The sequence below is a fragment of the Saccharopolyspora sp. NPDC002578 genome, assembly GCF_053592695.1.
In genome coordinates this window covers 1-19,273 of record NZ_JBSFWJ010000027.1, presented here as the reverse complement: position 1 = coordinate 19,273, position 19,273 = coordinate 1, and the positions used below count along the sequence as shown (strand labels likewise).

Below are 19,273 nucleotides of genomic sequence, written 5' to 3'. Positions count from 1 at the left end.
CCCGCCGCGCCGAGATGACCACGTGCGGTGCCCGGCCGGTGCCACACTGTGGTGATGCGCGCTTGCCGAGTCGCCGCCCTCGCCCTGGTCACCCTGCTCGCGGCGTGCGGCGCACCGGGCGGCGCGCCTCCCCCGCCGAGCACCCGGGCGCCCGATCCGGTCCCGTCGACGTTGCGGGTGGAGGTCCTGGGCCGCGGTCTCGAACACCCGTGGGACGTGGGTTTCCTCCCGGACGGCACGGCGCTGATCGCGCAGCGCCCCGGCAGGCTGGCGCTGCTCGCCGACACCAGCCCCGGCGCGCAGCTGCGCCCGGTGCGCGCGGACCTCGACGACGTGCTCGCCGAAGGCGAAGGCGGCCTGCTGGGCCTGGTGGTGCACCCGGACTTCGCCGACAGCAGGCGGTTCGTCACCTGCCAGACTCATCAGGAGGACGGGCGTGCCGTGGACGTGCGGCTGGTGACCTGGCGCCTCGCCGACGACGGCGGCAGCGCCGAACGCGTCGGCCCTCCGCTGCTGACGGGCCTTCCGGTGAACGCGAACGGCAGGCACTCCGGCTGCCGCCCGACCTTGGCGGAGGACGGATCGCTGCTGGTCACCACGGGTGATGCGGCTGATCCGCGAGCCGCGCAGGACCGCGCCGGACTCGGCGGCAAGGTCCTGCGGATGGACCCCCGCACCGGCGAGCCCGCGCCCGGAAACCCGTTCCTCGATGCGCCGAACCCCGCCGAGCGGTTGCTGTTCAGCTACGGGCACCGCAACCCGCAGGGCATCGCCCCGCGCCCCGGCGGGCAGGTGTTCGTCGCCGAGCACGGACCGGACTCCGACGACGAGATCAACCTGCTGCGGGCGGGCGGGAACCACGGCTGGGACCCGTCGCGCGGCGGCCGCTCGGACACCTACGACGAGTCGGTGCCCATGACGGACCTGCGGCGGTTCCCGGACGCGGTGCCCGCGGTGTGGTCCTCGGGGCGCTCGACGGAGGCGGTGTGCGCGGCGACGTTCCTCACCGGGCCGCGGTGGGACCGGTTCGACGGGATGCTCGCGGTCACCGCGCTGAAGGGCTCGAAGCTGCTGCTGTTCGGCCTCGGCCCGGACGGGACCGTGCGGGAAGTGCTGGTGCCACCGGAGCTCGACGGCCTGCACGGACGACTGCGCGCCGCCCGCCAAGGCCCCGACGGCGCCCTCTACGTCACCACGTCCAACGGCACCGACGACCGCATCCTGCGCATCACCTCGGCCTGAGCCTCACGCCCCGCCGAAGACCAAGTCGTACAGAACATCCACATCGAGGTCCACAGGAACGGGCGCGGCCTTGACCGTGGCAGGAACACCGGACTCAACGACGCACGACTTGACGTAGACCCCGTTGGTCAGTTCAAAGCACAAGATCGTCGGCGGATCGCCGGGGATCGGTTCGACCCGCCAGTAGAACGGGACACCCGCTTGCGCGTAGGCGTCCGGTTTGATCATGCGATCGTCCTTCCGCGTGCGCGGGGAGACGATCTCCACGGCGAGCAGCACTTCCGCTGCCTCGACCTTGACCGTTCCGTCCCGCTGCGCCTGAAGGACGCTGATGTCCGGGATGAATCCCATACCCTCGAACAGGCTGACCCCGATCCCGCTTACCGCGAAGAGGTCCGATCGCCCTTCCGCGCGCAACGCTTGGCGCAACACGAGCCGCAGTTCGTCGTTCAGGCCCTGATGGACATAGCTGGGCGCGGGAGTCACCTGGAAATGTCCGCCAATCAACTCCACCCGGTTGCCGTCCGGGTCGTGTTCGAGCGACTCCCAGTCGGCCAGCGTGAAGGGCGGGCCGCTAGCGTACGCGAGTGCACTACTCATAGTGTCATCATTGTTGCACACTGTGATCACCCCATGTCGGCGCGGCCCTGCGCTTGATATTACGCATTCGCTCGACGGTTAACGGATCAACGCGCCCGCTCGAACCACCGGCCCGCCTGGGCCGACACCGATCAGCGCCAGCTGCCGAGCTTCGGCTTGTGCTCCAGGTGGGAGAGGCCGTTCCAGGCGATGTTGACCAGGTGCGCGGCGACCTCGTCCTTCTTCGGCTTGCGCGCCTCCAGCCACCACTGGCCGACCAGCGCCACCATGCCCACCAGCGCCTGGCTGTAGAGCGGGGCCAGCTTCGCGTCGTAGCCCTTCGCGCTGAACTGCAGCCCGAGGATGTGCTCGACCTGGCTGGCGATGTCGTTGAGCAGCGACGAGAACGTGCCCGTCGTGCTGGCCACCGGCGAGTCGCGCACGAGGATGCGGAATCCGTCGGTGGACGTGTCGATGTACTCCAGCAACGCCCCGGCGGCCTGCTCCAGCAGCGCCCGGGGGTGCCCGGCGGACAGCGCCGAGACCATCGAGTCCAGCAGCGCGCGCATCTCGCGATCGACGACGACCGCGTAGATGCCCTCCTTGCCGCCGAAGTGCTCGTAGACGACCGGCTTGGACACGCCCGCCCGATGCGCGATCTCCTCGATGGAGGCGGCTTCGAAGCCCTTCTCGGCGAACAGCGCCCTGGCCACGTCGAGCAGCTGCTGCCGTCGTTCCTCACCGGTCATCCGGACCCGGGTCGTGCGCGCCGAGCTGCGCCTCGCCTCCGAGTCCGGGGAGCTGCGCCTGCGCCGTCCCGCCACGAGTTCACCCTATCCGTGCGGGCCGGGAGCAGTCCGAACCTCCCCGGATCGCCGCACACATCGTGGGGGATTCACCAGTGCAACGGCTCGGTCCTGACGGGGCCGGCGAGCGTGGATCGCCGCTCCCACCGGCGTGGGCGCGGAAATCCGGGGCCCTCCACGCGATCACGCGCGAAGGACCCCGGAGTCTCGCCACCCGCCCCGTTCCGAGCCAGAGCCGAGGGCGTCAGCCCTTGTAGTCGGTCACCGCGATCCGGGCCAGCCGCTTGTCGTTCGGCCAGCGGACCTTCCAGGCCCAGCCGACCTTCTCGAAGAACCAGATCACCCGCGCCGAGATGTCCAGCTGCCCGCGCAGCACCCCGTGCCGGGCGCAGGTCGGGTCGGCGTGGTGGGAGTTGTGCCAGGACTCGCCGAACGACACGATCGCCAGCGGCCAGAAGTTCGACGCCTTGTCGCGGCTCTTGAACGGGCGCTCACCGATCATGTGGCAGATCGAGTTCACCGACCACGTGATGTGGTGCAGCAGCGACGCGCGCACCAGCCCGGCCCAGAAGAAACCGGTCAGCGCACCCCACCAGGACCAGGTCAGCAGGCCGCCGAGCACTGCGGGCAGCACCAGGCTGAGCAAGGTCCACAACGGGAACAGCTTGTTCAGGCGGACCAGCCGCTCTTCCTTGTGCAGGTCCGGCGCGAACCGTTCCTCGTTGGTCATGCTGCGGTCGAACAGCCAGCCCATGTGCGCGTGCCAGAAGCCCTTGGCCAGCGCTCCCGGCGTGCTGCCGAAGCGCCACGGCGAGTGCGGGTCGCCCTCGCGGTCCGAGTAGGCGTGGTGGCGACGGTGGTCGGCCACCCAGGTGATCACCGGCCCCTGCAGCGAGGTCATGCCCGCGATGGCGAGGGTGGCGCGGACCGGCCAGTTGGACTTGAACGAGCCGTGCGTGAACAGCCGGTGGAACCCGACGGTCACGCCGAGCCCGCTGAACACGTAGAAGAACGCCGCCAAGCCGACGTCCACCCATCCCAGACCCCAGCCCCAGGCGAACGGGACGGCCGCGACCAGCGCGACGCACGGGACCAGGACGAATACGTAGACGAGGAACTGGGCGAGCCTGGGACGGTCGCCCGCCGTCAGGGGTTTCGGTCCGGCGGACTCGGCTCCGGAAGCTTCGGGAGCAACGTCGGTCGCTGCGGTCATACTCACTACCTCAACTGGGTCGGGTGGTGGAAAACGGTCGGCAGAGCCGGGGGAATCCGGCGTCGACCCCGCAGATCCTACGGGACCGTAACCTACGCAAGCGTAAGTTGGTGGATGCGCAATCGTCACCCCCCGGCGACGGAATTACGGCGTGTCGCTACCTGTCGGGCGTGTCCGGGTCGGGCGGCGCTGATCGTTCGTGCACCCGTGGGAACGATCACGCTGGACGGGCATGCCACGATGTCGACTGGGCGGACACGGTCGACCGGCGTGGCGGTAAGCTCTGGCGCCGGGTCCGCGGACCACATCGCCCGATCCGCCGTGGTGTAAAGGCAGCACCTCAGATTTTGGTTCTGATGGTCCAGGTTCGAGTCCTGGCGGCGGAGCAACGGTCCCCGCGGGCGAACCTGGTACGACGAGCTCGTGGTCACCGGGATGCCCGGTGGGAACCGTGGTCGATCGCCGACCTCCCGGCCCCGGCCGGGCCTGGATGCCAGCAGGGGGTGTGCGCCGCTGCGCGAGGACACGACGGACGTACGCGACGACGCGGCAACCGCGCTGAGCGAGGTCAGCGACGCGTGGTTGGTAGGTCGCGCTCGCGAACTCAACGCCGTCGGCCAGAACAGCGACGCCCTGGGCCAGCGCAGCACCATCCGGGAAGCCGACGGACTGCTCGCCGAGGCGCAGCGGCGCGGTGAGCCGCGCATCGTCGCCCAGCTGCTGCGGCACTGCGCCGCGATGCGGCTGTCCACCTCCGGGCTCGCGCACGGCGCGGAACCGCTGCTCGACGAACTCCTCACGCACAGCAGGCGGCACGGGCTCACCGTGCTGGAGGCCGACGCCTACGCGCTGCGCGGCAGGCGCGCGCTGCTCACCGGCAGCGAGGACAACGCGATCACCGAGGTGGCCAGCGGCCTCGCGATGCTGGAGGACGAGCCCGTCCCGGACACCGCGCTGGGCAGGCGCTCCTGGGACCGGCTGCTGGCGACGGCGCTGATCGACCTGGGGTCGGTGCTCACGCAGCTCGGCGTGTACGAGACCGCCGACGAGGTGATGGCCCGCGCGCTGCACCGCATTCGGGAGAGCGGCGGACCGCACGAGATCGCGCTGCACATGATGAACCGCTGCCGGATGTTCCTGGGCTGGGGCCTGCGGCTGGAGCGCATCGGGCAGCAGGACGCCGCGGGCGAGCGGTTCGCCACCGCCTCCGGGCTGGCGCTCGGCGTGGAGGTGCCGTGGCGGGAGTCGCTGTTCCCGCGGCTCGCCGACCGCTCCGCGGCCGACCAGATCCCGGTGCTCGGCGCGGCGCACGCGTTGGCCCAGCCGAGCTCGGAGCACATCGAGCGGCTGCGGCGGCTGCGGTCGCTGGACCGCGCCATCCACCCGCGCGAGAAGATCATCGTGGCGATCGCGCTGGCCCGCTGCCTGGTCAACGCCGGGCAGCGGACCGAGGCGGTGCGGATGCTCTCGGACACCCGCTCCAAGGTCACCGGCGACGCGGCCGATCCGACGCTGCGGATCTCGCTCGCCCGCGAGTACGCGCAGCTCACCGAGATGGACCAGGACCGGCCGACCAGCGACGCGGTGCACGACTACGTGCTGGACCTGGAGAACGAGCTGTGGGCCATGCGGGAAGGCCGCTACCTGACGCTGAGCACCCGGCTGGAGAACTCCCGGCTGAACCTGCGCCACGACGCGATCACCCAGCAGGCGCTGCAGGACCCGCTGACCGGGCTGTCGAACCGGCGGGCGCTCGACGAGCGGCTGGACTCGCTGCTGGACACGCCCGAGTCCCAGCCGCTGTCGGTGGCCCTGGTGGACCTGGACGGGTTCAAGGAGGTCAACGACCGCTGCTCGCACGCCGAGGGCGACGACGTGCTGCGGGTCGTGGCGAGCACGCTGCGGGACACGCTGCGGGTCGACGACTTCGTGGCCCGCTACGGCGGCGACGAGTTCGTGGTGCTGCTGCCGGGTGTGACCTTGAACGCGGCGGAGTCGGCGTTGCAGCGCACCGTGGAGGCGATCGCGCGGCTGCCCAAGGCGCTCTCGCGCGGGGTGACGTTGTCGATCGGCGTGGTCGCGCGGCGACCGCAGGAGTCCGGCGCGCAGGTGCAGGCCCGCGCGGACGCGGCGATGTACCAGGCGAAACGCGGCGGCGGGAACCAGGTGGCGACGTTCGCGGTCGACTCGGGCTCCGGTGATCCCGACGACCAGGAGTCCTGGATCCCCCCGCAACCGCGCTGATCGGTTCGACGCGAACGCTGCCGCGGCTCCCCGGTGAGCCTCGTTACACGGCACGCGAACCCGGTCAGGCGAAATGGTCGATTCACCCGGATCGGCCTACGAGATGCTTGCGCGCGCACTCTGCGTGAGCGTCGTATCGCCGAGCCGGGGAGGCGCCGCCGGGCCGGGGAAACCGCGCCGCCGGGCTGGCGACAACCCGCCACGTTTCACGGCGCTTGATCACAAAGCCGCAGCTCGGGAAGGCTGTGGCAGCCGGAGGCCGGTGGACCGGACGGGTAGCATCGGCTTCCGCCGGACAAGCGGCAAGGGCCACCGGCGCGAGAACGGAACGCCCCGGTTACCCTTCACCCGCTTGGACGCCACCAGCAGCCGGTTCACGACGAGAATGCTCACCGTGACCGCACCGACCAGGGCGACTCCGGCGTGTCGGCGTCGAACCCGCTTGAGACCCAAGGGAGTGCGTTGATGCCTCAGGGCGAGAACGCCCGGCCCGCCCCCCGCAGCACGTCCGGCGCGGCTTCCTCCGATTCCCACTCCGCACTCGGCTCCGCGGTCAGCACGATCGTGCTCGCCGCGGGCGAGGGCACTCGGATGCGCTCGGCCACGCCGAAGGTGCTGCACCCCATCGCCGGCCGGCCGCTGGTCGAGCACGCGGTGCGGGCCGCGGCGGGCACCGGGCCGGATGATCTGGTCGTCGTGATCGGCCACGGCCGGGACGCCGTCGGCGAGCACCTCGCGCGGGTCGCCGACGACCTCGACCGCAAGGTCCACACCGTCGTGCAGGACCAGCAGCTCGGCACCGGGCACGCGGTGGCCTGCGGGCTGACCGCGCTGGCGGACCAGCGCCACGGCACCGTGCTGGTCAGCTACGGCGACGTACCGCTGCTGGACACCGCCACGCTCACCGCGCTGCTCGCCGAGCACCACGAACGCCGCAACGCCGTGACCGTGCTGTCCGCGGTGGTCGACGACCCCACCGGCTACGGACGGCTGGTCCGCGACGACGCCGGCCAGGTCACCGGCATCGTCGAGCAGAAGGACGCCACCGCGGCGCAGGCCGCCATCGGCGAGATCAACTCCGGCGTCTACGCGTTCGACGCGACCGTGCTCTCCGACGCGCTCGACCGGCTCTCCACCGACAACGCGCAGGGCGAGCTGTACCTGACCGACGTGCTCTCCATCGCCCGCTCCGACGGCCACTCCGTGGGCGCGCTGGTGTGCGCGGACACCTGGCTCGTCGAGGGCGTCAACGACCGGGTGCAGCTGGCCCGGCTCGGCGCGGAGCTCAACCGCAGGCTGGTGCTCGGCTGGATGCGCGAAGGCGTCACCGTCACCGATCCGGCGTCGGTGTGGCTGGACTGCGACGTGGCCCTGAGCCGCGACGTGACGCTGGAGCCCGGTGTGCAGCTGCGCGGCGGGACGACCGTCGGCGAAGGCTCGCTGATCGGCCCCGACACCACGCTCACCGGCTGCACCGTGCACCCCGGCGCCTCCGTCGTGCGCACGCACGGCGAAGGCGCGGAAGTGGGGCCCGGAGCCTCCGTCGGCCCGTTCGCCTACCTGCGCCCCGGCGCCCGGCTCGGCGAGAAGGGCAAGATCGGCACCTTCGTCGAGGTCAAGAACTCCGAGATCGGCACCGGCAGCAAGGTGCCGCACCTGACCTACGTCGGGGACGCCGAGATCGGTGAAGGCAGCAACATCGGCGCGGCGAGCGTCTTCGTGAACTACGACGGCGTCGCCAAGCACCGCACCGTGATCGGTTCCCACGCTCGGACGGGGGCGGACAACATGTTCGTCGCGCCCGTCGAGGTCGGGGACGGCGCTTACACCGCCGCCGGTTCGGTCATCACCCAAGATGTCCCCCCGGGCGCCATGGCGGTCGCCCGCGGGAGGCAGCGCAACATCGAAGGCTGGGTGGCTCGACGCCGCCCGGACACCGCCGCCGACCAGGCCGCTCAGCAGGCGCAGGAGCGGTCCGGATCTGACCTGACCACCAATCCGATGAGTGACACCCGATGACGGGGGTCAACGGGGAGGGACGATGACCGTGAGTGCCATGTCTGCAACCCCGAAGAAGAGCCTCAAGCTCTTCTCCGGGAGCAGCCACCCGGAACTTGCCGAGGAGGTGGCCAAGCAACTTGACGTGACGGTCACGCCCCAGGCGGCATACAAGTTCGCGAACGGCGAGATCTTCGTCCGCTACGACGAGTCGGTCCGCGGCTGCGACGCCTTCGTGATCCAGTCGCACTGCACGCCGCTCAACGACGCCATCATGGAACAGCTGATCATGGTGGACGCGCTCAAGCGCGCCAGCGCGAAGCGCATCACCGTGGTCATGCCGTTCTACGGCTACGCCCGGCAGGACAAGAAGCACAAGGGCCGCGAGCCGATCTCGGCACGGCTGATGGCGGACCTGTTCAAGACCGCGGGCGCCGACCGGATCATGACGGTGGACCTGCACACCGACCAGATCCAGGGCTTCTTCGACGGACCGGTCGACCACCTGCTCGCGCAGACGGTGCTGTCGGACTACATCCGCCAGACCTACGTCGACGAGAAGATCACCGTGGTCTCGCCGGACTCCGGCCGGGTCCGGGTCGCGGAGAAGTGGGCGGACAACCTCGGCGGGACCCCGCTGGCGTTCATCCACAAGACCAGGGACCCCACGAAGCCGAACCAGGTCGTCGCGAACCGCGTCGTCGGTGACGTCGAGGGTCGGCTGTGCGTGCTGGTCGACGACATGATCGACACCGGCGGCACGATCACCAAGGCCACCGAGCAGCTGCTGGAGTCCGGCGCGAAGGACGTCATCATCGCGGCGACCCACGGCGTGCTGTCCGGCCCCGCGGTGGAGCGGCTGTCCTCCTGCGGCGCGAAGGAGGTCGTGCTGACGAACACGCTGCCGATCTCCGACGAGCACCAGTTCGACACGCTGCGCGTGCTCTCGATCGCCCCGCTGGTCGCGGAAGCGATCCACCAGGTGTTCGAGGACGGCTCCGTCACGAGCCTGTTCGACGGCCACGCCTGAGCCTGATCAGCCGCGGAAGGCCCGGTCCCCCCTCGGGGCCGGGCCTTCCGCGCGCGCGGACCGGCCCTCGCCGCTGCGCGCGGGGTCCGTGCAGAACGATCTATTGGTCGTCGTCTTGTCAGCGGCGGAGCCGCTGAGCAGTGACCAGCTTGAGCAAGAAGACCACCGGCGGGTTCTCAGCGGCTTCCTCGCGAGGACAGCGATTTCGCTGTGTAGGCAGCTACATGAGAAATCGATCCCGCAGCGAGGAAGCCGCTGAGGTTCCGCTACCCGACCTGCTGCGCAGGCCGTTCTGGGCGCGCTTCAGACGGTGGTGACGATTTCGTCGTAGTCGTGGCGGGGGAGGCGGTCGAACCAGGGGTCCTCGCCGGGCTTGCCGATGTTGACCACCACGAGCACCTTCTCCCGCCCGCCGGGGAAGAACTCGGCGTTGACGCCGGCCGCGTCGAACCCGGTCATCGGGCCGGCCACCAGGCCGGCGGCGCGCACGCCGAGGATGAAGTACGCGACCTGCAGGGTGCCGTTGAGCTTGGCGTGGTCGGCGCGGAAGCCGTCGTCACCGGCCCACATGTCCTTCGCGTTCGGCGCGTGCGGGAACATCCGCGGCAGGTTCTCGTGGAAGTCGGTGTCGGCGGCGAGCACCGCGACCAGCGGCGCGCTCTCCGTCTTGGCGCGGTTGCCTTCGGACAGGTGCGGCAGCAGGCGCTGCTTGCCCTCGTCCGACCGCACCAGCACGATCCGCAGCGGCTGCTGGTTCATCGAGGTGGGCCCCCACTTGACCAGGTCGTGGATGGCCCGCAGCTGCTCGTCGGTGACGTCTTCGGAGCTGAAGGTGTTGGCGGTGCGGGCATCCCTGAACAGCAGGTCCTGGGCTTCCGCGGAGAGCTGGAGCCCGGTGGTGGCGTCGGTCGAAGTCATGATCACTTCCTTGCTCGGGGTTTCTCCGCCCAACGTATTTGAAGCTTCCAGCATTCCGGAACCCGTTCCGGATCACATCCGCGGCTCAGAACAGCCCGATCAGCTCGTTGACCGCCACGCCGACGAACAGCACCAGGCACAACGTCAGCAACGTGTTCGACAGCCACCGGGAGCGGTGCGCGGCGGGCATCATCGAGCGCGAGTTCAGCAGCACCAGCAACGTGCCCGCCAGGAACGGCATGAACAACGCTCCGAGCACGCCGTAGACCAAGGTCAGCTGGAACGGCTTGCTGAAGATCAGCAGGAGCATCGGCGGGAACGTCAGCCACAGCAGGTAGATCCGGTACGGGGCGCTGTGCATGCCCGCCTTGTGGTCGTAGGCCGCCGCGGTCTCCACCGGCGCGTCCTTCGGCAGCCGCCAGGTCCGCCACCAGTCGGCGAACAGCAGGCTCACGCCGTTCCACACGCCGATCACCGAGCTGAACGCGACGGCGAAGAAGCCCACCAGGAACGGTATCCGGGCCCACTGGCCGTAGTCCGCGGCGAGCACGTCGCCGAGGTTGAGCAGCCCCTTGTCGCTCTCGGTGAGGTCCTGCCCGAGCAGGATCTCCGCACCGACCACCAGCATCGCCACCACGAAGATCCCGGTGGTGACGTAGCCGACCGCGTTGTCCATCCGCATGATCGGCAGCCACTTCGGCGTCCGCCAGCCCTTGGCGAAGGTCCAGTAGCCGTAGGCGGCCATCGTGATGGTGCCGCCGACGCCGCCCATCAGGCCGAGCACGTAAGCCACCGAACCGTCCGGCAGCGTCGGGACCAGGCCCTCCCCCAGCGCGGGCAGGTTCGGCCCGACCAGGATCGCGGTGCCGACGACGGTCACGAACATGACCCCCACCAGCACGGTCATGATCTTCTCCAGCACGGCGTAGCGGCCGAACCAGACCAGCGCGATCCCCAGCAGCCCGCACACGACGGCCCAGCCGCCGACCGGCAGCACCGGGAACAGCGCGTTCAGCGGCAGCGCCGAGGCCGACATCGCGGTGGCGCCGTAGACGAAGCCCCAGATCACGATGTAGACGCCGAAGTAGGTGGTGGCCCACCGGCCGAGGGAACGCCAGCCGGAGAGCATGGTGCGCTCGCCGCCGAGGTGCCAGCGCCCGACCGCTTCGCCGAGCGCCAGCTTGAAGAGCGTGCCGACCAAGATCGCCCAGAACAGCGTGTAGCCGTAGCGGGCTCCGGCCACCATGGTCGCGACCAAGTCGCCCGCGCCGACGCCGGTGGCGGCGGCCATGATGCCCGGACCGACCTGCTTGAACCGGGCCCAGCCGGTGGCCGGTTCGACCTCCGGGGGGCCGGCGGCGGTGCTCTCGGAGCCGGGATCAGAGCTCGTATCAGCGGACATGCGCGTCAAACTATCGCCGAGTCGGGCGGCGGTCATCCGCAAGCGACCAAACCGTGACGGTGGCTTGTGCTTTCCCCGGTTCTGTGGAGTCCGGCGAGGCTGATCACTTTCCGCCGACGGCGCGCGGATCGCTCACTGTCGCGAGTGACACCGGTCCGGTGGAACCATGCCTGAGCGCGATCAACATGGCCGGACCGGCACCCCTCGGCGGCGGTGCTCCTCCGCCTCCCCCGGAGCGGAGTCGGATCAGTACGCGACCGTGAACCGGGTGCGGCGGTGCGCGGGCCGGTCCAGCTCGTCGACGAAGGCGAGCGCGTAGTCGTCCCCGCCGATCGTCGAGCGCCCGTCGGCGTCCGACAGCAGCACGTCCCCGCCGACCCGGTAGCCGCCGGTGCGCTCACCCGGCACGTAGGAGCCGAACACCGCGGGCGGGCTCACGTAGAACCAGTCCACCTCCTGCGGGGCCTCGCGCAGCGCGTCCAGCACCTCCGCGTGCGAGCTCGCCTCCAGCTTGAACTCCTCCGGGAACTCCGGGGTGTCGATCACCCGCGGCCCGCCCTCGGCCACCCGGAGGCTGCCCGCCCCGCCGACGACGCCGAGCCGGAAGCCGTTCTTGCGCGCGGCGTCGAACAGCGCGGGCACCGCGTCGAGCAGCTTCTTGCCGCCCTCCAGCGGGCGCCCCGGCGTCGCGATCAGCACCGCGTCCGCGTCGCGCGTCACGTCGACCACGAAGTCCGCGTCGTGCATCGAACCCGCGCGCGCCGTGAGGCCGCGGCGCTCCGCGAGGCCGCTCACGTCGCGGGCGACCCCGACGACCTCGTGGCCGCGCGACAGGGCCTCCGCCAAGATCCGGCCACCCGCGTAACCCGTGGCACCGAACAGAACGATCCGCATGAAAACCTCCTCGATCCAGAACCTGACCTTGACGGTAACCATTGGTAATCAGTGACTTCAACGTGCTATAAGTACCTCGTGGTTACCGACCTGGTCCCGAACGTGTACGACCCCGCCTGCCCCACCCGCGCGGTGCTCGACCGCGTCGGCGACCGGTGGACGTCGCTGGTCGTGCTGCACCTGGCGTCCGGTCCGATGCGCTTCACCCGGCTGCGCGCGGCCATCGGCGGCGTCGCGCCGAAGGTGCTCACCCAGACCCTGCGCGCGATGGAGCGCGACGGCCTGCTCAGCCGCACCGTGCACGCGGAAGTGCCGCCGCGGGTGGACTACGAGCTCACCGAACTCGGCCATTCGCTGCGCACCCCGATCCAGGCCATCACCGACTGGGCCGAGGCGCACATGGCCGAAGTGGTCGCCTCGCGCGCCGACTACGACGCGGCCCGCGACGAGCGCTGACCGCCGCAGGGCCACCCCGGGCAACGCACGCCGGGAAAGCAGGCTCTAAACTGTTCGGGTTGCCTCGGCGAGGCCGGGTTCCTTCCACCCGGCGTGATCGACGCGGCGGCTCGGTGTTCGCCCTCGTGGACGCGAAGGACGCCGCCGGTGCCGTTCGCACCAGGTGCCGCCCCATTCCGGTACGCGCCGCCCACGCCAGTGGCACACCCGCCGCCGCAGGCCGCCGACCAGTTTCATTTCCGCCCGACGTCACGAGGAGTGCACCACCGTGTCCGAGGTACGTATTTCCGTCGAACCGCGCACCGAGTTCGGTAAAGGCGCCGCCCGCCGCACCCGCCGCGCCGGCAAGATCCCCGCGGTGCTCTACGGTCACGGCTCCGACCCCAAGCACCTGTCGCTGCCCGCGATCGAGTTCGCCCGCGCCGTCCGCGACAACGGGCAGAACGCGGTGCTGACCCTCGAGGTCGCCGGCTCCGCCAACGAGCTGGCGCTGACCAAGACCGTCACCGCGCACCCGATCAAGAACTACATCGAGCACGTGGACCTGCTGCTGGTCAAGCGCGGCGAGAAGGTCACCGTCAACGTGCCGCTCGTGCTGGTCGGCGACGCCGCCTCCGGCACCCTGGTCACCCAGACCCTCAACGAGCTCGAGGTCGAGGCCGAGGCGCTGCACATCCCCGAGCAGTTCGAGGTGTCGGTCGACGGCGCCGAGGACGGCACCCAGATCCACGCCTCCGACGTGAAGCTGCCCAACGGGGTCACGCTGTCCGCCGACGCCGAGGTGCTGGTGGCCCACATCAGCGACGCCCCGAGCGCCGAGGACATGGAGTCCGAGATCGACGCCGAGGGTGCGGGCGTCGTCGAGGACGAGTCCGAGGGCACGACCGACTCGGAGTCCTGAGCCCACGACGTCGGGCCGGTGGCCGGGGTGCGGCATCGCCGCACCCCGGCTCCACCTGTCGTGACCCCCGTTCCGAGGATGCAGCCTGGTGACCACTCCTGAAGCGCCCACCTTGATCGTCGGCCTCGGCAACCCCGGCCCGCGCTACGAGGGCAACCGGCACAACGTGGGCTTCCTCGTCGCCGACGAGCTCGCGGCCCGCATCGGCGGCAAGTTCAAGGCGCACAAGGCCGGCTCCGACGTCGTCGAAGGCCGGTTGGGCGCTCGCCGGGTGGTGCTGGCCAAGCCCCGGTCGTTCATGAACCTCTCCGGCGGTCCCGTCGCGGGGACGTCGAAGTTCTACAAGGTCGCGCCCGAATCGCTGATCGTGGTGCACGACGAGCTGGACCTGCCCTACGGCACCGTCCGGTTGAAGCGCGGCGGTGGCGAGAACGGGCACAACGGGCTGCGGTCCATCACCAAGTCCCTGGGCACCAAGGAATACCTGCGGGTGCGGTTCGGCGTGGACCGGCCGCCCGGCCGGATGGATCCGGCCGACTACGTGCTCAAGGACTTCTCCGGCGCGGAGCGCAAGGACCTCGGGTACTTCGTGGACCTCTGCGCCGATGCCGTCGAAGCGCTCGCGGCCGACGGCCTGGAGCCCGCGCAGAACCGGTTCCACTGACCCCTTCCGGCGCCTAGTCCGGTACCAGAGCCGCGGTGGCCGCTCGTTTGAGCTTGCCGGACGGGGTCTTCGGGAGATCTCCCGGCGCCACGACGACCACCGCCGCAGGACGCGCCCCCACGGCGCGAGCGACCTGCGAGGCCACGGCGGCGCGCAGCGCCTTCTCGTCGTCGAGGGTGCCCGCGGTCTTCGATTCGAGGACGACCGCGAACCGCTCCCGGCGACTGCCGGCGTCGAGCCGGACGGCCGCCGCGTTGCCCGCGCGGACCCCGTCGACCTCACCGGCCGCGCGTTCGATGTCCACCGGGTAGATGTTGCGCCCGCCCATGATGATCACGTCTTTGCGCCTGCCGCAGATGACGACCTCGCCGTCGATGAGGTAGCCGTCGTCGCCGGTGTCGAGCCAGCCCTCCGCGTCCTGGGCCGCCACCGGCCCGTCCGCCGTGAGGTAGCCCGGGGTGACGGCCGCGCCGCGGATCCGCAGCCTGCCGACCTGCCGCTCCCCCAGCTCGGTGCCCGCGTCGTCGACGACCTGGATCTCCATCCCCGGCAGTGCCCTGCCGAGCAGCGCGAACGACCGGGTGCCGCCTTCCTCGCCGTCGTCGGCGGGGTCGGCGAGGCGGCGGCGTTCCAGCGCGTCGGCGGAGACGGTGTCGACCCGCACCGGCCGGTTCAACGCGGCGAACGACACCGCCAGCGTCGCCTCCGCCATGCCGTAGGCGCACACCATCGCCGTCTCCGCGAGCCCGAAGCGGGCCCCGGCCTCGGTGAAGGCCCGCACGGCGCCGGTGTCGACGGGTTCCGCCCCGTTGAGCGCGAACCGCAGCCCCGACAGGTCGAACGCGCCGTCCTCGGCATGAGCCATCCGGCGCGCCGTGACGGCGTAGGCGAAGTTCGGGGCGGCGGTCACGGTGCCGCCGTACTTGCTGATCAGCTTCGGCCACAGCAGCGGCGCGGTGAGGAAGTCCGTCGGCGTCACCTGCACCGCTTCCATCCCGATCGTCATCGGCACGACGAGGGTGCCGACGAGGCCCATGTCGTGGAACAGCGGCAGCCAGGACACGGCGACGTCGTGCACCGGGTCGAGCCGGGCGGAGGTGACCATCGCCGCCGTGTTCGCGTGCAGGTTGCCGTGGGTGATCCGCACGGCCTTCGGGTCGGCGGTGGAACCACTGGTCAGCTGCAGCAGCGCCGCCGCGTCCTCAGCGGTGGGCACCGGCCGATCCAGCGCCTCCGGGTGCGCGGCGAGCTCAACGAGTTCGCGGTACCGGATGCCTTGGGCGCGCAGCAGGTCGGCGAGCGGTTCGAACGGCGAGCCCAGCAGCACCAGCTCGGCGTCGACCACGCCCAGCACCCGCACCGCGTCCTGCGCCCAGCGGGCGAGGTCGGTGCGCGGGGTCGGCTGGTGCAGCATGGTCACGCTGTTCCCGGCCAGCCAGCCGCCTTGCACGGCGGGGGCGATCAGCCCCGGGTCGGCGGCGAGCACCGCGACGGCGGCACCGGGCCGGACCGAGTCGCGCAGCGCCGCGGCGATGCGCCGGGCCTCGTCGTGCACCTGGGCCCAGGTGCGGCGTCGCCCCTGCCGGGGTTCGCCGGTGACCAGACCCCGGCCTCCTTCCCCGCCGCAGTCGAGCGCCGAGGCCACGATCCCGTCCACGAACCGACTCATGTGACGCACATTACGTCCGTCGCGGGACCATCGGAACCGTCTCAGCGCCTAATCGGGCGCGGGAACCGGCGCACCGCGCTTGCCCCGAACGCCCGGAGCCGCGGGATCAATCCAGCTGATCGGCCAGTTCGAGCCAGCGCGCTTCCACGTCGTCCTTCTCCTGCTGGAGGGTCCGGAGATCCGCGTTGAGGCTCTGCAAGCGGCTCGGCTCGGTGGCCGCCTCCGCGAGCTCGACGTGCAGCTTCTCCTCGCGCTGGCCGAGCTTGTCGAGCTGGCGCTCCAGCTTCGCGAGGTCCTTGCGCGCGGCCCGGTCCTCCGCTCCGGAGAGCTTGTTCGGCTTGGCCGCCACGACGTCCTCGGCCTGCTTGCCGACGGCGCCGTCGTCGGCCGACAGCAGCGAGCTGCGCCGCCGCAGGTACTCCTCGATGCCGCCGACGAGGTCGCTGAGCTTGCCGTCGCCGAACAGCGCGACGACCTTGTCGCACACCCGCTCCACCAGGTAGCGGTCGTGCGACACGACCACCAGCGTGCCCGGCCAGCCGTCGAGCAGGTCTTCGAGCTGCTGCAGCGTGTCGATGTCGAGGTCGTTGGTGGGCTCGTCGAGCACCAGCACGTTCGGCTCGCCCATCAGCAGCCGCGCCAGTTGCAGCCGGCGGCGCTCCCCGCCGGAGAGGTCGCCGACCGGCGTCCACTGGCGGCCCTTGCCGAAGCCGAACCGCTCGCCGAGCTGGGAGGCGGTGAGCTCGTACTTGCCGAGCTGCACGCGCTCCGCCACGTCCTCGATGGCTTCGAGCACGCGCCAATCCCCGGGCAGGTCGTGCAGTTCCTGCGTGAGGTGGGCGAGCCGCACCGTGGTGCCTTCGCGGCGGGTGCCGCCGTCCGGTTCGCGCTCACCGGCTAACAGCCGCAGCAGAGTCGTCTTCCCGGAGCCGTTGACCCCGACGACGCCGATCCGGTCGCCGGGCCCGATCTGCCAGGTCAGACCCTCCAGCAACGTCCGGTCCGCGATCCGCAGGTCCACGTCTTCGAGGTCGATCACGGTCTTGCCGAGCCGGCGCTTGGCGAAGCTCACGAGTTCCACCGTGTCCCGCGCGGGCGGGACGTCGGCGATCAGCGCCTCGGCCGCTTCGACCCGGTAGCGCGGTTTGGACGTGCGCGCCTTCGCCCCGCGCTGCAACCAGGCGAGTTCCTTGCGCGCCAGGTTCTGGCGCTTGTCCTCGGCCTGCTGGGCGAGCCGGTTGCGCTCGGCCCGCGCGAAGATCCAGTCCGCGTAGCCGCCTTCGTACTGCTCGACCTTGCCCCCGGTGACCTCCCAGGTGCGGTTGCAGACGGTGTCCAGGAACCAGCGGTCGTGCGTGACGATCACCAACGCGCAGCGCCGGGACAGCAGGTGGTCGGCGAGCCAGCGCACCCCTTCGACGTCGAGGTGGTTCGTCGGTTCGTCCAGCACCAGCACGTCGAGGTCGCGCACCAGGGCCGCGGCCAGCGCGACGCGGCGGCGTTCCCCGCCGGAGAAGTTCGCGACGGGCGTGTCGAGCCCGAGCCGCGTCATGCCGAGCCCGGTGAGCACCGATCGCACTCGTGCGTCGGCCGCCCACTCGTGCTCGGCGGTGAATCCGTGCGGATCGAGCACCGCGTTGCGCACGGTCGATTCGGGCGGCAGCTCCGTGCGCTGGGTGACCACGGCCATCCGGGTGTCGCGGGAGTGGCTGACCCGCCCGGAGTCGGGGGCCTCCGCCCCGGAGAGGACTTCCAGCAGCGTCGTCTTGCCGCCGCCGTTGAGGCCGACGACCCCGATGCGTTCGCCTTCGTTGATGCCGAGCGAGACGCCGTCCAGCAGCGGTCGCACTCCGTAGCTCTTGCTCACCGATTCGAGATTGATCAGGTTCGCCATCGGGGGTGTTGATCTCCAGAGGAACGTGAGGGGTGGTTCAGGCGTGGACCTGGGGCGGGGTCGGCCGGTCCGCGCGCTCATCGCTGACGATCCGGGCGCCGGGCACCGGGCCCTGCGCGACCCGCACGGTGCGGCAGACGCCCGCACCGGAGAGCTCGGCGGCCACCCGGACCGCGGCGTCGTTGTCGGTGCACAGGAACGCGCACGTCGGCCCGGAACCGGACACGATCCCGGCCAGGGCACCCGCTTCGACACCCGCGCGCAGCGTGCGGCGCAGGTTCGGCCGAAGCGACACGGCCGCGGACTGGAGGTCGTTGCCCAGCAGCAGCGCCAGCTGCCGCGGATCACCGGAAGCCAGCGCCTCCAGGAGGGGCTCGACCTCACCGACGCCGTGCGGCCCGGTGTCCCCGCGCAGCCGGTCGAGTTCGCCGTAGACACCGGGCGTTTCGAGGCCGCGCCGGTCCAGCGCGATCACCCAGTGGAAGGTGTGCCGGGCCAGCACCGGCACCAGCCGCTCACCGCGCCCGGTTCCCAACGCGGTGCCGCCCTGCAAGGAGAACGGCACATCGCTACCGATCTTGGCGGCGATGTCGCTGAGCTCGTCGCGCCCGATTTCGAGGCGCCACAAGGTGTTCAGCGCCAGCAGTGCGGCCGCGGCGTCGGCGCTGCCGCCTGCCATGCCGCCCGCCACGGGAATGCCCTTGCGGATCGAGAGCCGCACACCGGGTTCCTCCGGGTCGCGCCCGGAATGTTCGGCGAGCAGGCGGACAGCGGTCCACGCGAGGTTGCTGGGCCCGGTCGGCACCGAATCGGCGCCTTCGCCGTGCACCTCGATGCCGGGTTCGTCGGCGGTCTGCACCGTCACTTCATCGGTGAGCGACAACGCCTGGAAGACGGTGACCAGCTCGTGGTAGCCGTCCGGGCGAGCATCGCCGACCGACAGATGCAGGTTCACCTTGGCCGGGACACGCACGGTGATGGGGGTGGGTACCACGGAGAGCACTCCTAGAGCGTACGTGTCCGCAACAGCCCGGTGCCGCCCCAGCACCGACTTCACAGCGCACGCCCCCTCTGGGGCACCTCAGCAATGCCTTGCTCGGCGTGCGGGGTCGAGTTTGGAGTGGGGTTCGGCTTGGCGTGTGGGTTGGGTTTTAGAGCTGCGTTCGGCTTGGCGTGTGGGGTCGGGTTTTAGAGCCTTCCCGGGTTTGGGCGTGTGGTTGCGGTGGTGCGTGGAAGGTCGGGTTTCAGGATTGCTTCCACGGCTGGTGTTGCTGGGGTGTCCGGGTAGCGGAACCTCAGTCGGTCTCTCGCTGCGGGATCTTTTTCCCGAGTGGCTCCGCCACGAGGGAAAAAGCTGTCCTCG

General features: G+C 70.8%; 16 protein-coding genes and 1 tRNA gene. 8 read left to right on the top strand and 9 right to left on the bottom strand.

Annotated features, from left to right (window positions below; genetic code table 11):
- The first annotated feature begins 54 nt into the window (after window positions 1–54).
- On the top strand, window positions 55–1,242 hold the full coding sequence (locus ACWD38_RS15135; RefSeq protein ID WP_450124263.1) for a PQQ-dependent sugar dehydrogenase: 1,188 nt from the start codon (window positions 55–57) through the stop codon (window positions 1,240–1,242).
- 3 nt (window positions 1,243–1,245) lie between these two features.
- On the opposite strand, the gene ACWD38_RS15130 is transcribed toward ACWD38_RS15135, so the two are convergent.
- The 3 genes from ACWD38_RS15130 to ACWD38_RS15120 all read right to left on the bottom strand — a co-directional run bounded on the left by ACWD38_RS15130 (window position 1,246) and on the right by ACWD38_RS15120 (window position 3,840).
- The gene (locus tag ACWD38_RS15130; protein WP_184476696.1) at window positions 1,246–1,842 is read right to left on the bottom strand and encodes a Uma2 family endonuclease; all 597 of its coding nucleotides are present in this window, start codon (window positions 1,840–1,842) and stop codon (window positions 1,246–1,248) included.
- Between the two features lie 131 nt (window positions 1,843–1,973).
- Window positions 1,974–2,570 carry a TetR/AcrR family transcriptional regulator gene (locus ACWD38_RS15125; protein ID WP_184484644.1) on the bottom strand — a complete coding sequence of 199 codons (597 nt, stop codon included), beginning with the start codon at window positions 2,568–2,570 and terminating at the stop codon, window positions 1,974–1,976.
- Window positions 2,571–2,871: 301 nt separating this feature from the next.
- The gene (locus ACWD38_RS15120; protein WP_184476694.1) at window positions 2,872–3,840 is read right to left on the bottom strand and encodes an acyl-CoA desaturase; all 969 of its coding nucleotides are present in this window, start codon (window positions 3,838–3,840) and stop codon (window positions 2,872–2,874) included.
- Between the two features lie 315 nt (window positions 3,841–4,155).
- Here ACWD38_RS15120 and ACWD38_RS15115 point away from each other — a divergent pair.
- The 4 genes from ACWD38_RS15115 to ACWD38_RS15100 all read left to right on the top strand — a co-directional run bounded on the left by ACWD38_RS15115 (window position 4,156) and on the right by ACWD38_RS15100 (window position 9,112).
- Window positions 4,156–4,226 (top strand) — tRNA-Gln (locus ACWD38_RS15115).
- Between the two features lie 196 nt (window positions 4,227–4,422).
- On the top strand, window positions 4,423–6,084 hold the full coding sequence (locus tag ACWD38_RS15110; RefSeq protein WP_450124262.1) for a GGDEF domain-containing protein: 1,662 nt from the start codon (window positions 4,423–4,425) through the stop codon (window positions 6,082–6,084).
- A 591-nt stretch (window positions 6,085–6,675) separates the two neighbouring features.
- On the top strand, window positions 6,676–8,103 hold the full coding sequence (gene glmU, locus ACWD38_RS15105) for a bifunctional UDP-N-acetylglucosamine diphosphorylase/glucosamine-1-phosphate N-acetyltransferase GlmU (RefSeq protein ID WP_450124283.1): 1,428 nt from the start codon (window positions 6,676–6,678) through the stop codon (window positions 8,101–8,103).
- A gap of 37 nt (window positions 8,104–8,140) precedes the next feature.
- The gene (locus tag ACWD38_RS15100; RefSeq protein WP_221315679.1) at window positions 8,141–9,112 is read left to right on the top strand and encodes a ribose-phosphate diphosphokinase; all 972 of its coding nucleotides are present in this window, start codon (window positions 8,141–8,143) and stop codon (window positions 9,110–9,112) included.
- Between the two features lie 303 nt (window positions 9,113–9,415).
- On the opposite strand, the gene ACWD38_RS15095 is transcribed toward ACWD38_RS15100, so the two are convergent.
- From ACWD38_RS15095 to ACWD38_RS15085, 3 genes are all read right to left on the bottom strand, one after another.
- Entirely contained in the window at window positions 9,416–10,030 is a 615-nt protein-coding gene (locus ACWD38_RS15095) for a malonic semialdehyde reductase (RefSeq protein ID WP_184476691.1), read from the bottom strand.
- An 85-nt stretch (window positions 10,031–10,115) separates the two neighbouring features.
- On the bottom strand, window positions 10,116–11,432 hold the full coding sequence (locus ACWD38_RS15090) for an Nramp family divalent metal transporter (RefSeq protein ID WP_184476689.1): 1,317 nt from the start codon (window positions 11,430–11,432) through the stop codon (window positions 10,116–10,118).
- A gap of 246 nt (window positions 11,433–11,678) precedes the next feature.
- Window positions 11,679–12,326, bottom strand: a complete 648-nt coding sequence (locus ACWD38_RS15085) for an NAD(P)-dependent oxidoreductase (RefSeq protein ID WP_450124261.1) — start codon at window positions 12,324–12,326, stop codon at window positions 11,679–11,681.
- A 78-nt stretch (window positions 12,327–12,404) separates the two neighbouring features.
- Between ACWD38_RS15085 and ACWD38_RS15080 the strand changes: the two genes are divergently transcribed.
- From ACWD38_RS15080 to pth, 3 genes are all read left to right on the top strand, one after another.
- Window positions 12,405–12,782 (top strand): winged helix-turn-helix transcriptional regulator, encoded by a 378-nt coding sequence (locus tag ACWD38_RS15080; RefSeq protein WP_184476685.1) that lies wholly within the window; start codon window positions 12,405–12,407, stop codon window positions 12,780–12,782.
- A 268-nt stretch (window positions 12,783–13,050) separates the two neighbouring features.
- On the top strand, window positions 13,051–13,683 hold the full coding sequence (locus ACWD38_RS15075) for a 50S ribosomal protein L25/general stress protein Ctc (protein ID WP_184476683.1): 633 nt from the start codon (window positions 13,051–13,053) through the stop codon (window positions 13,681–13,683).
- Window positions 13,684–13,771: 88 nt separating this feature from the next.
- Window positions 13,772–14,347: an aminoacyl-tRNA hydrolase gene (gene pth / locus ACWD38_RS15070; protein WP_450124260.1), complete on the top strand. Its 576-nt coding sequence runs from the start codon at window positions 13,772–13,774 to the stop codon at window positions 14,345–14,347.
- A gap of 13 nt (window positions 14,348–14,360) precedes the next feature.
- Here the strand turns inward: pth and ACWD38_RS15065 are convergent, their stop codons facing one another.
- The 3 genes from ACWD38_RS15065 to ACWD38_RS15055 form a co-directional block, all read right to left on the bottom strand.
- Window positions 14,361–16,016, bottom strand: coding sequence for a fatty acyl-AMP ligase (locus ACWD38_RS15065; protein ID WP_450124259.1), 1,656 nt, complete (start codon window positions 16,014–16,016; stop codon window positions 14,361–14,363).
- A gap of 106 nt (window positions 16,017–16,122) precedes the next feature.
- Window positions 16,123–17,910 (bottom strand): ABC-F family ATP-binding cassette domain-containing protein, encoded by a 1,788-nt coding sequence (locus ACWD38_RS15060; RefSeq protein ID WP_184476677.1) that lies wholly within the window; start codon window positions 17,908–17,910, stop codon window positions 16,123–16,125.
- A 37-nt stretch (window positions 17,911–17,947) separates the two neighbouring features.
- A complete protein-coding gene (locus ACWD38_RS15055) occupies window positions 17,948–18,904 on the bottom strand; it encodes a 4-(cytidine 5'-diphospho)-2-C-methyl-D-erythritol kinase (RefSeq protein WP_184484638.1) in 957 nt (318 codons plus the stop codon).
- Between the last annotated feature and the right edge of the window lie 369 nt (window positions 18,905–19,273).

Excerpts from the sequence above, each read along its gene's own strand:
- ACWD38_RS15135 (WP_450124263.1), top strand. The coding sequence starts at position 55 with ATGCGCGCTTGCCGAGTCGCCGCCCTCGCCCTGGTCACCCTGCTCGCG.
- ACWD38_RS15130 (WP_184476696.1), bottom strand. The coding sequence starts at position 1,842 with ATGAGTAGTGCACTCGCGTACGCTAGCGGCCCGCCCTTCACGCTGGCC.
- ACWD38_RS15125 (WP_184484644.1), bottom strand. The coding sequence starts at position 2,570 with ATGACCGGTGAGGAACGACGGCAGCAGCTGCTCGACGTGGCCAGGGCG.
- ACWD38_RS15120 (WP_184476694.1), bottom strand. The coding sequence starts at position 3,840 with ATGACCGCAGCGACCGACGTTGCTCCCGAAGCTTCCGGAGCCGAGTCC.
- glmU (WP_450124283.1), top strand. The coding sequence starts at position 6,676 with ATGCGCTCGGCCACGCCGAAGGTGCTGCACCCCATCGCCGGCCGGCCG.
- ACWD38_RS15100 (WP_221315679.1), top strand. The coding sequence starts at position 8,141 with ATGTCTGCAACCCCGAAGAAGAGCCTCAAGCTCTTCTCCGGGAGCAGC.
- ACWD38_RS15095 (WP_184476691.1), bottom strand. The coding sequence starts at position 10,030 with ATGACTTCGACCGACGCCACCACCGGGCTCCAGCTCTCCGCGGAAGCC.
- ACWD38_RS15090 (WP_184476689.1), bottom strand. The coding sequence starts at position 11,432 with ATGTCCGCTGATACGAGCTCTGATCCCGGCTCCGAGAGCACCGCCGCC.
- ACWD38_RS15085 (WP_450124261.1), bottom strand. The coding sequence starts at position 12,326 with ATGCGGATCGTTCTGTTCGGTGCCACGGGTTACGCGGGTGGCCGGATC.
- ACWD38_RS15065 (WP_450124259.1), bottom strand. The coding sequence starts at position 16,016 with ATGAGTCGGTTCGTGGACGGGATCGTGGCCTCGGCGCTCGACTGCGGC.
- ACWD38_RS15060 (WP_184476677.1), bottom strand. The coding sequence starts at position 17,910 with ATGGCGAACCTGATCAATCTCGAATCGGTGAGCAAGAGCTACGGAGTG.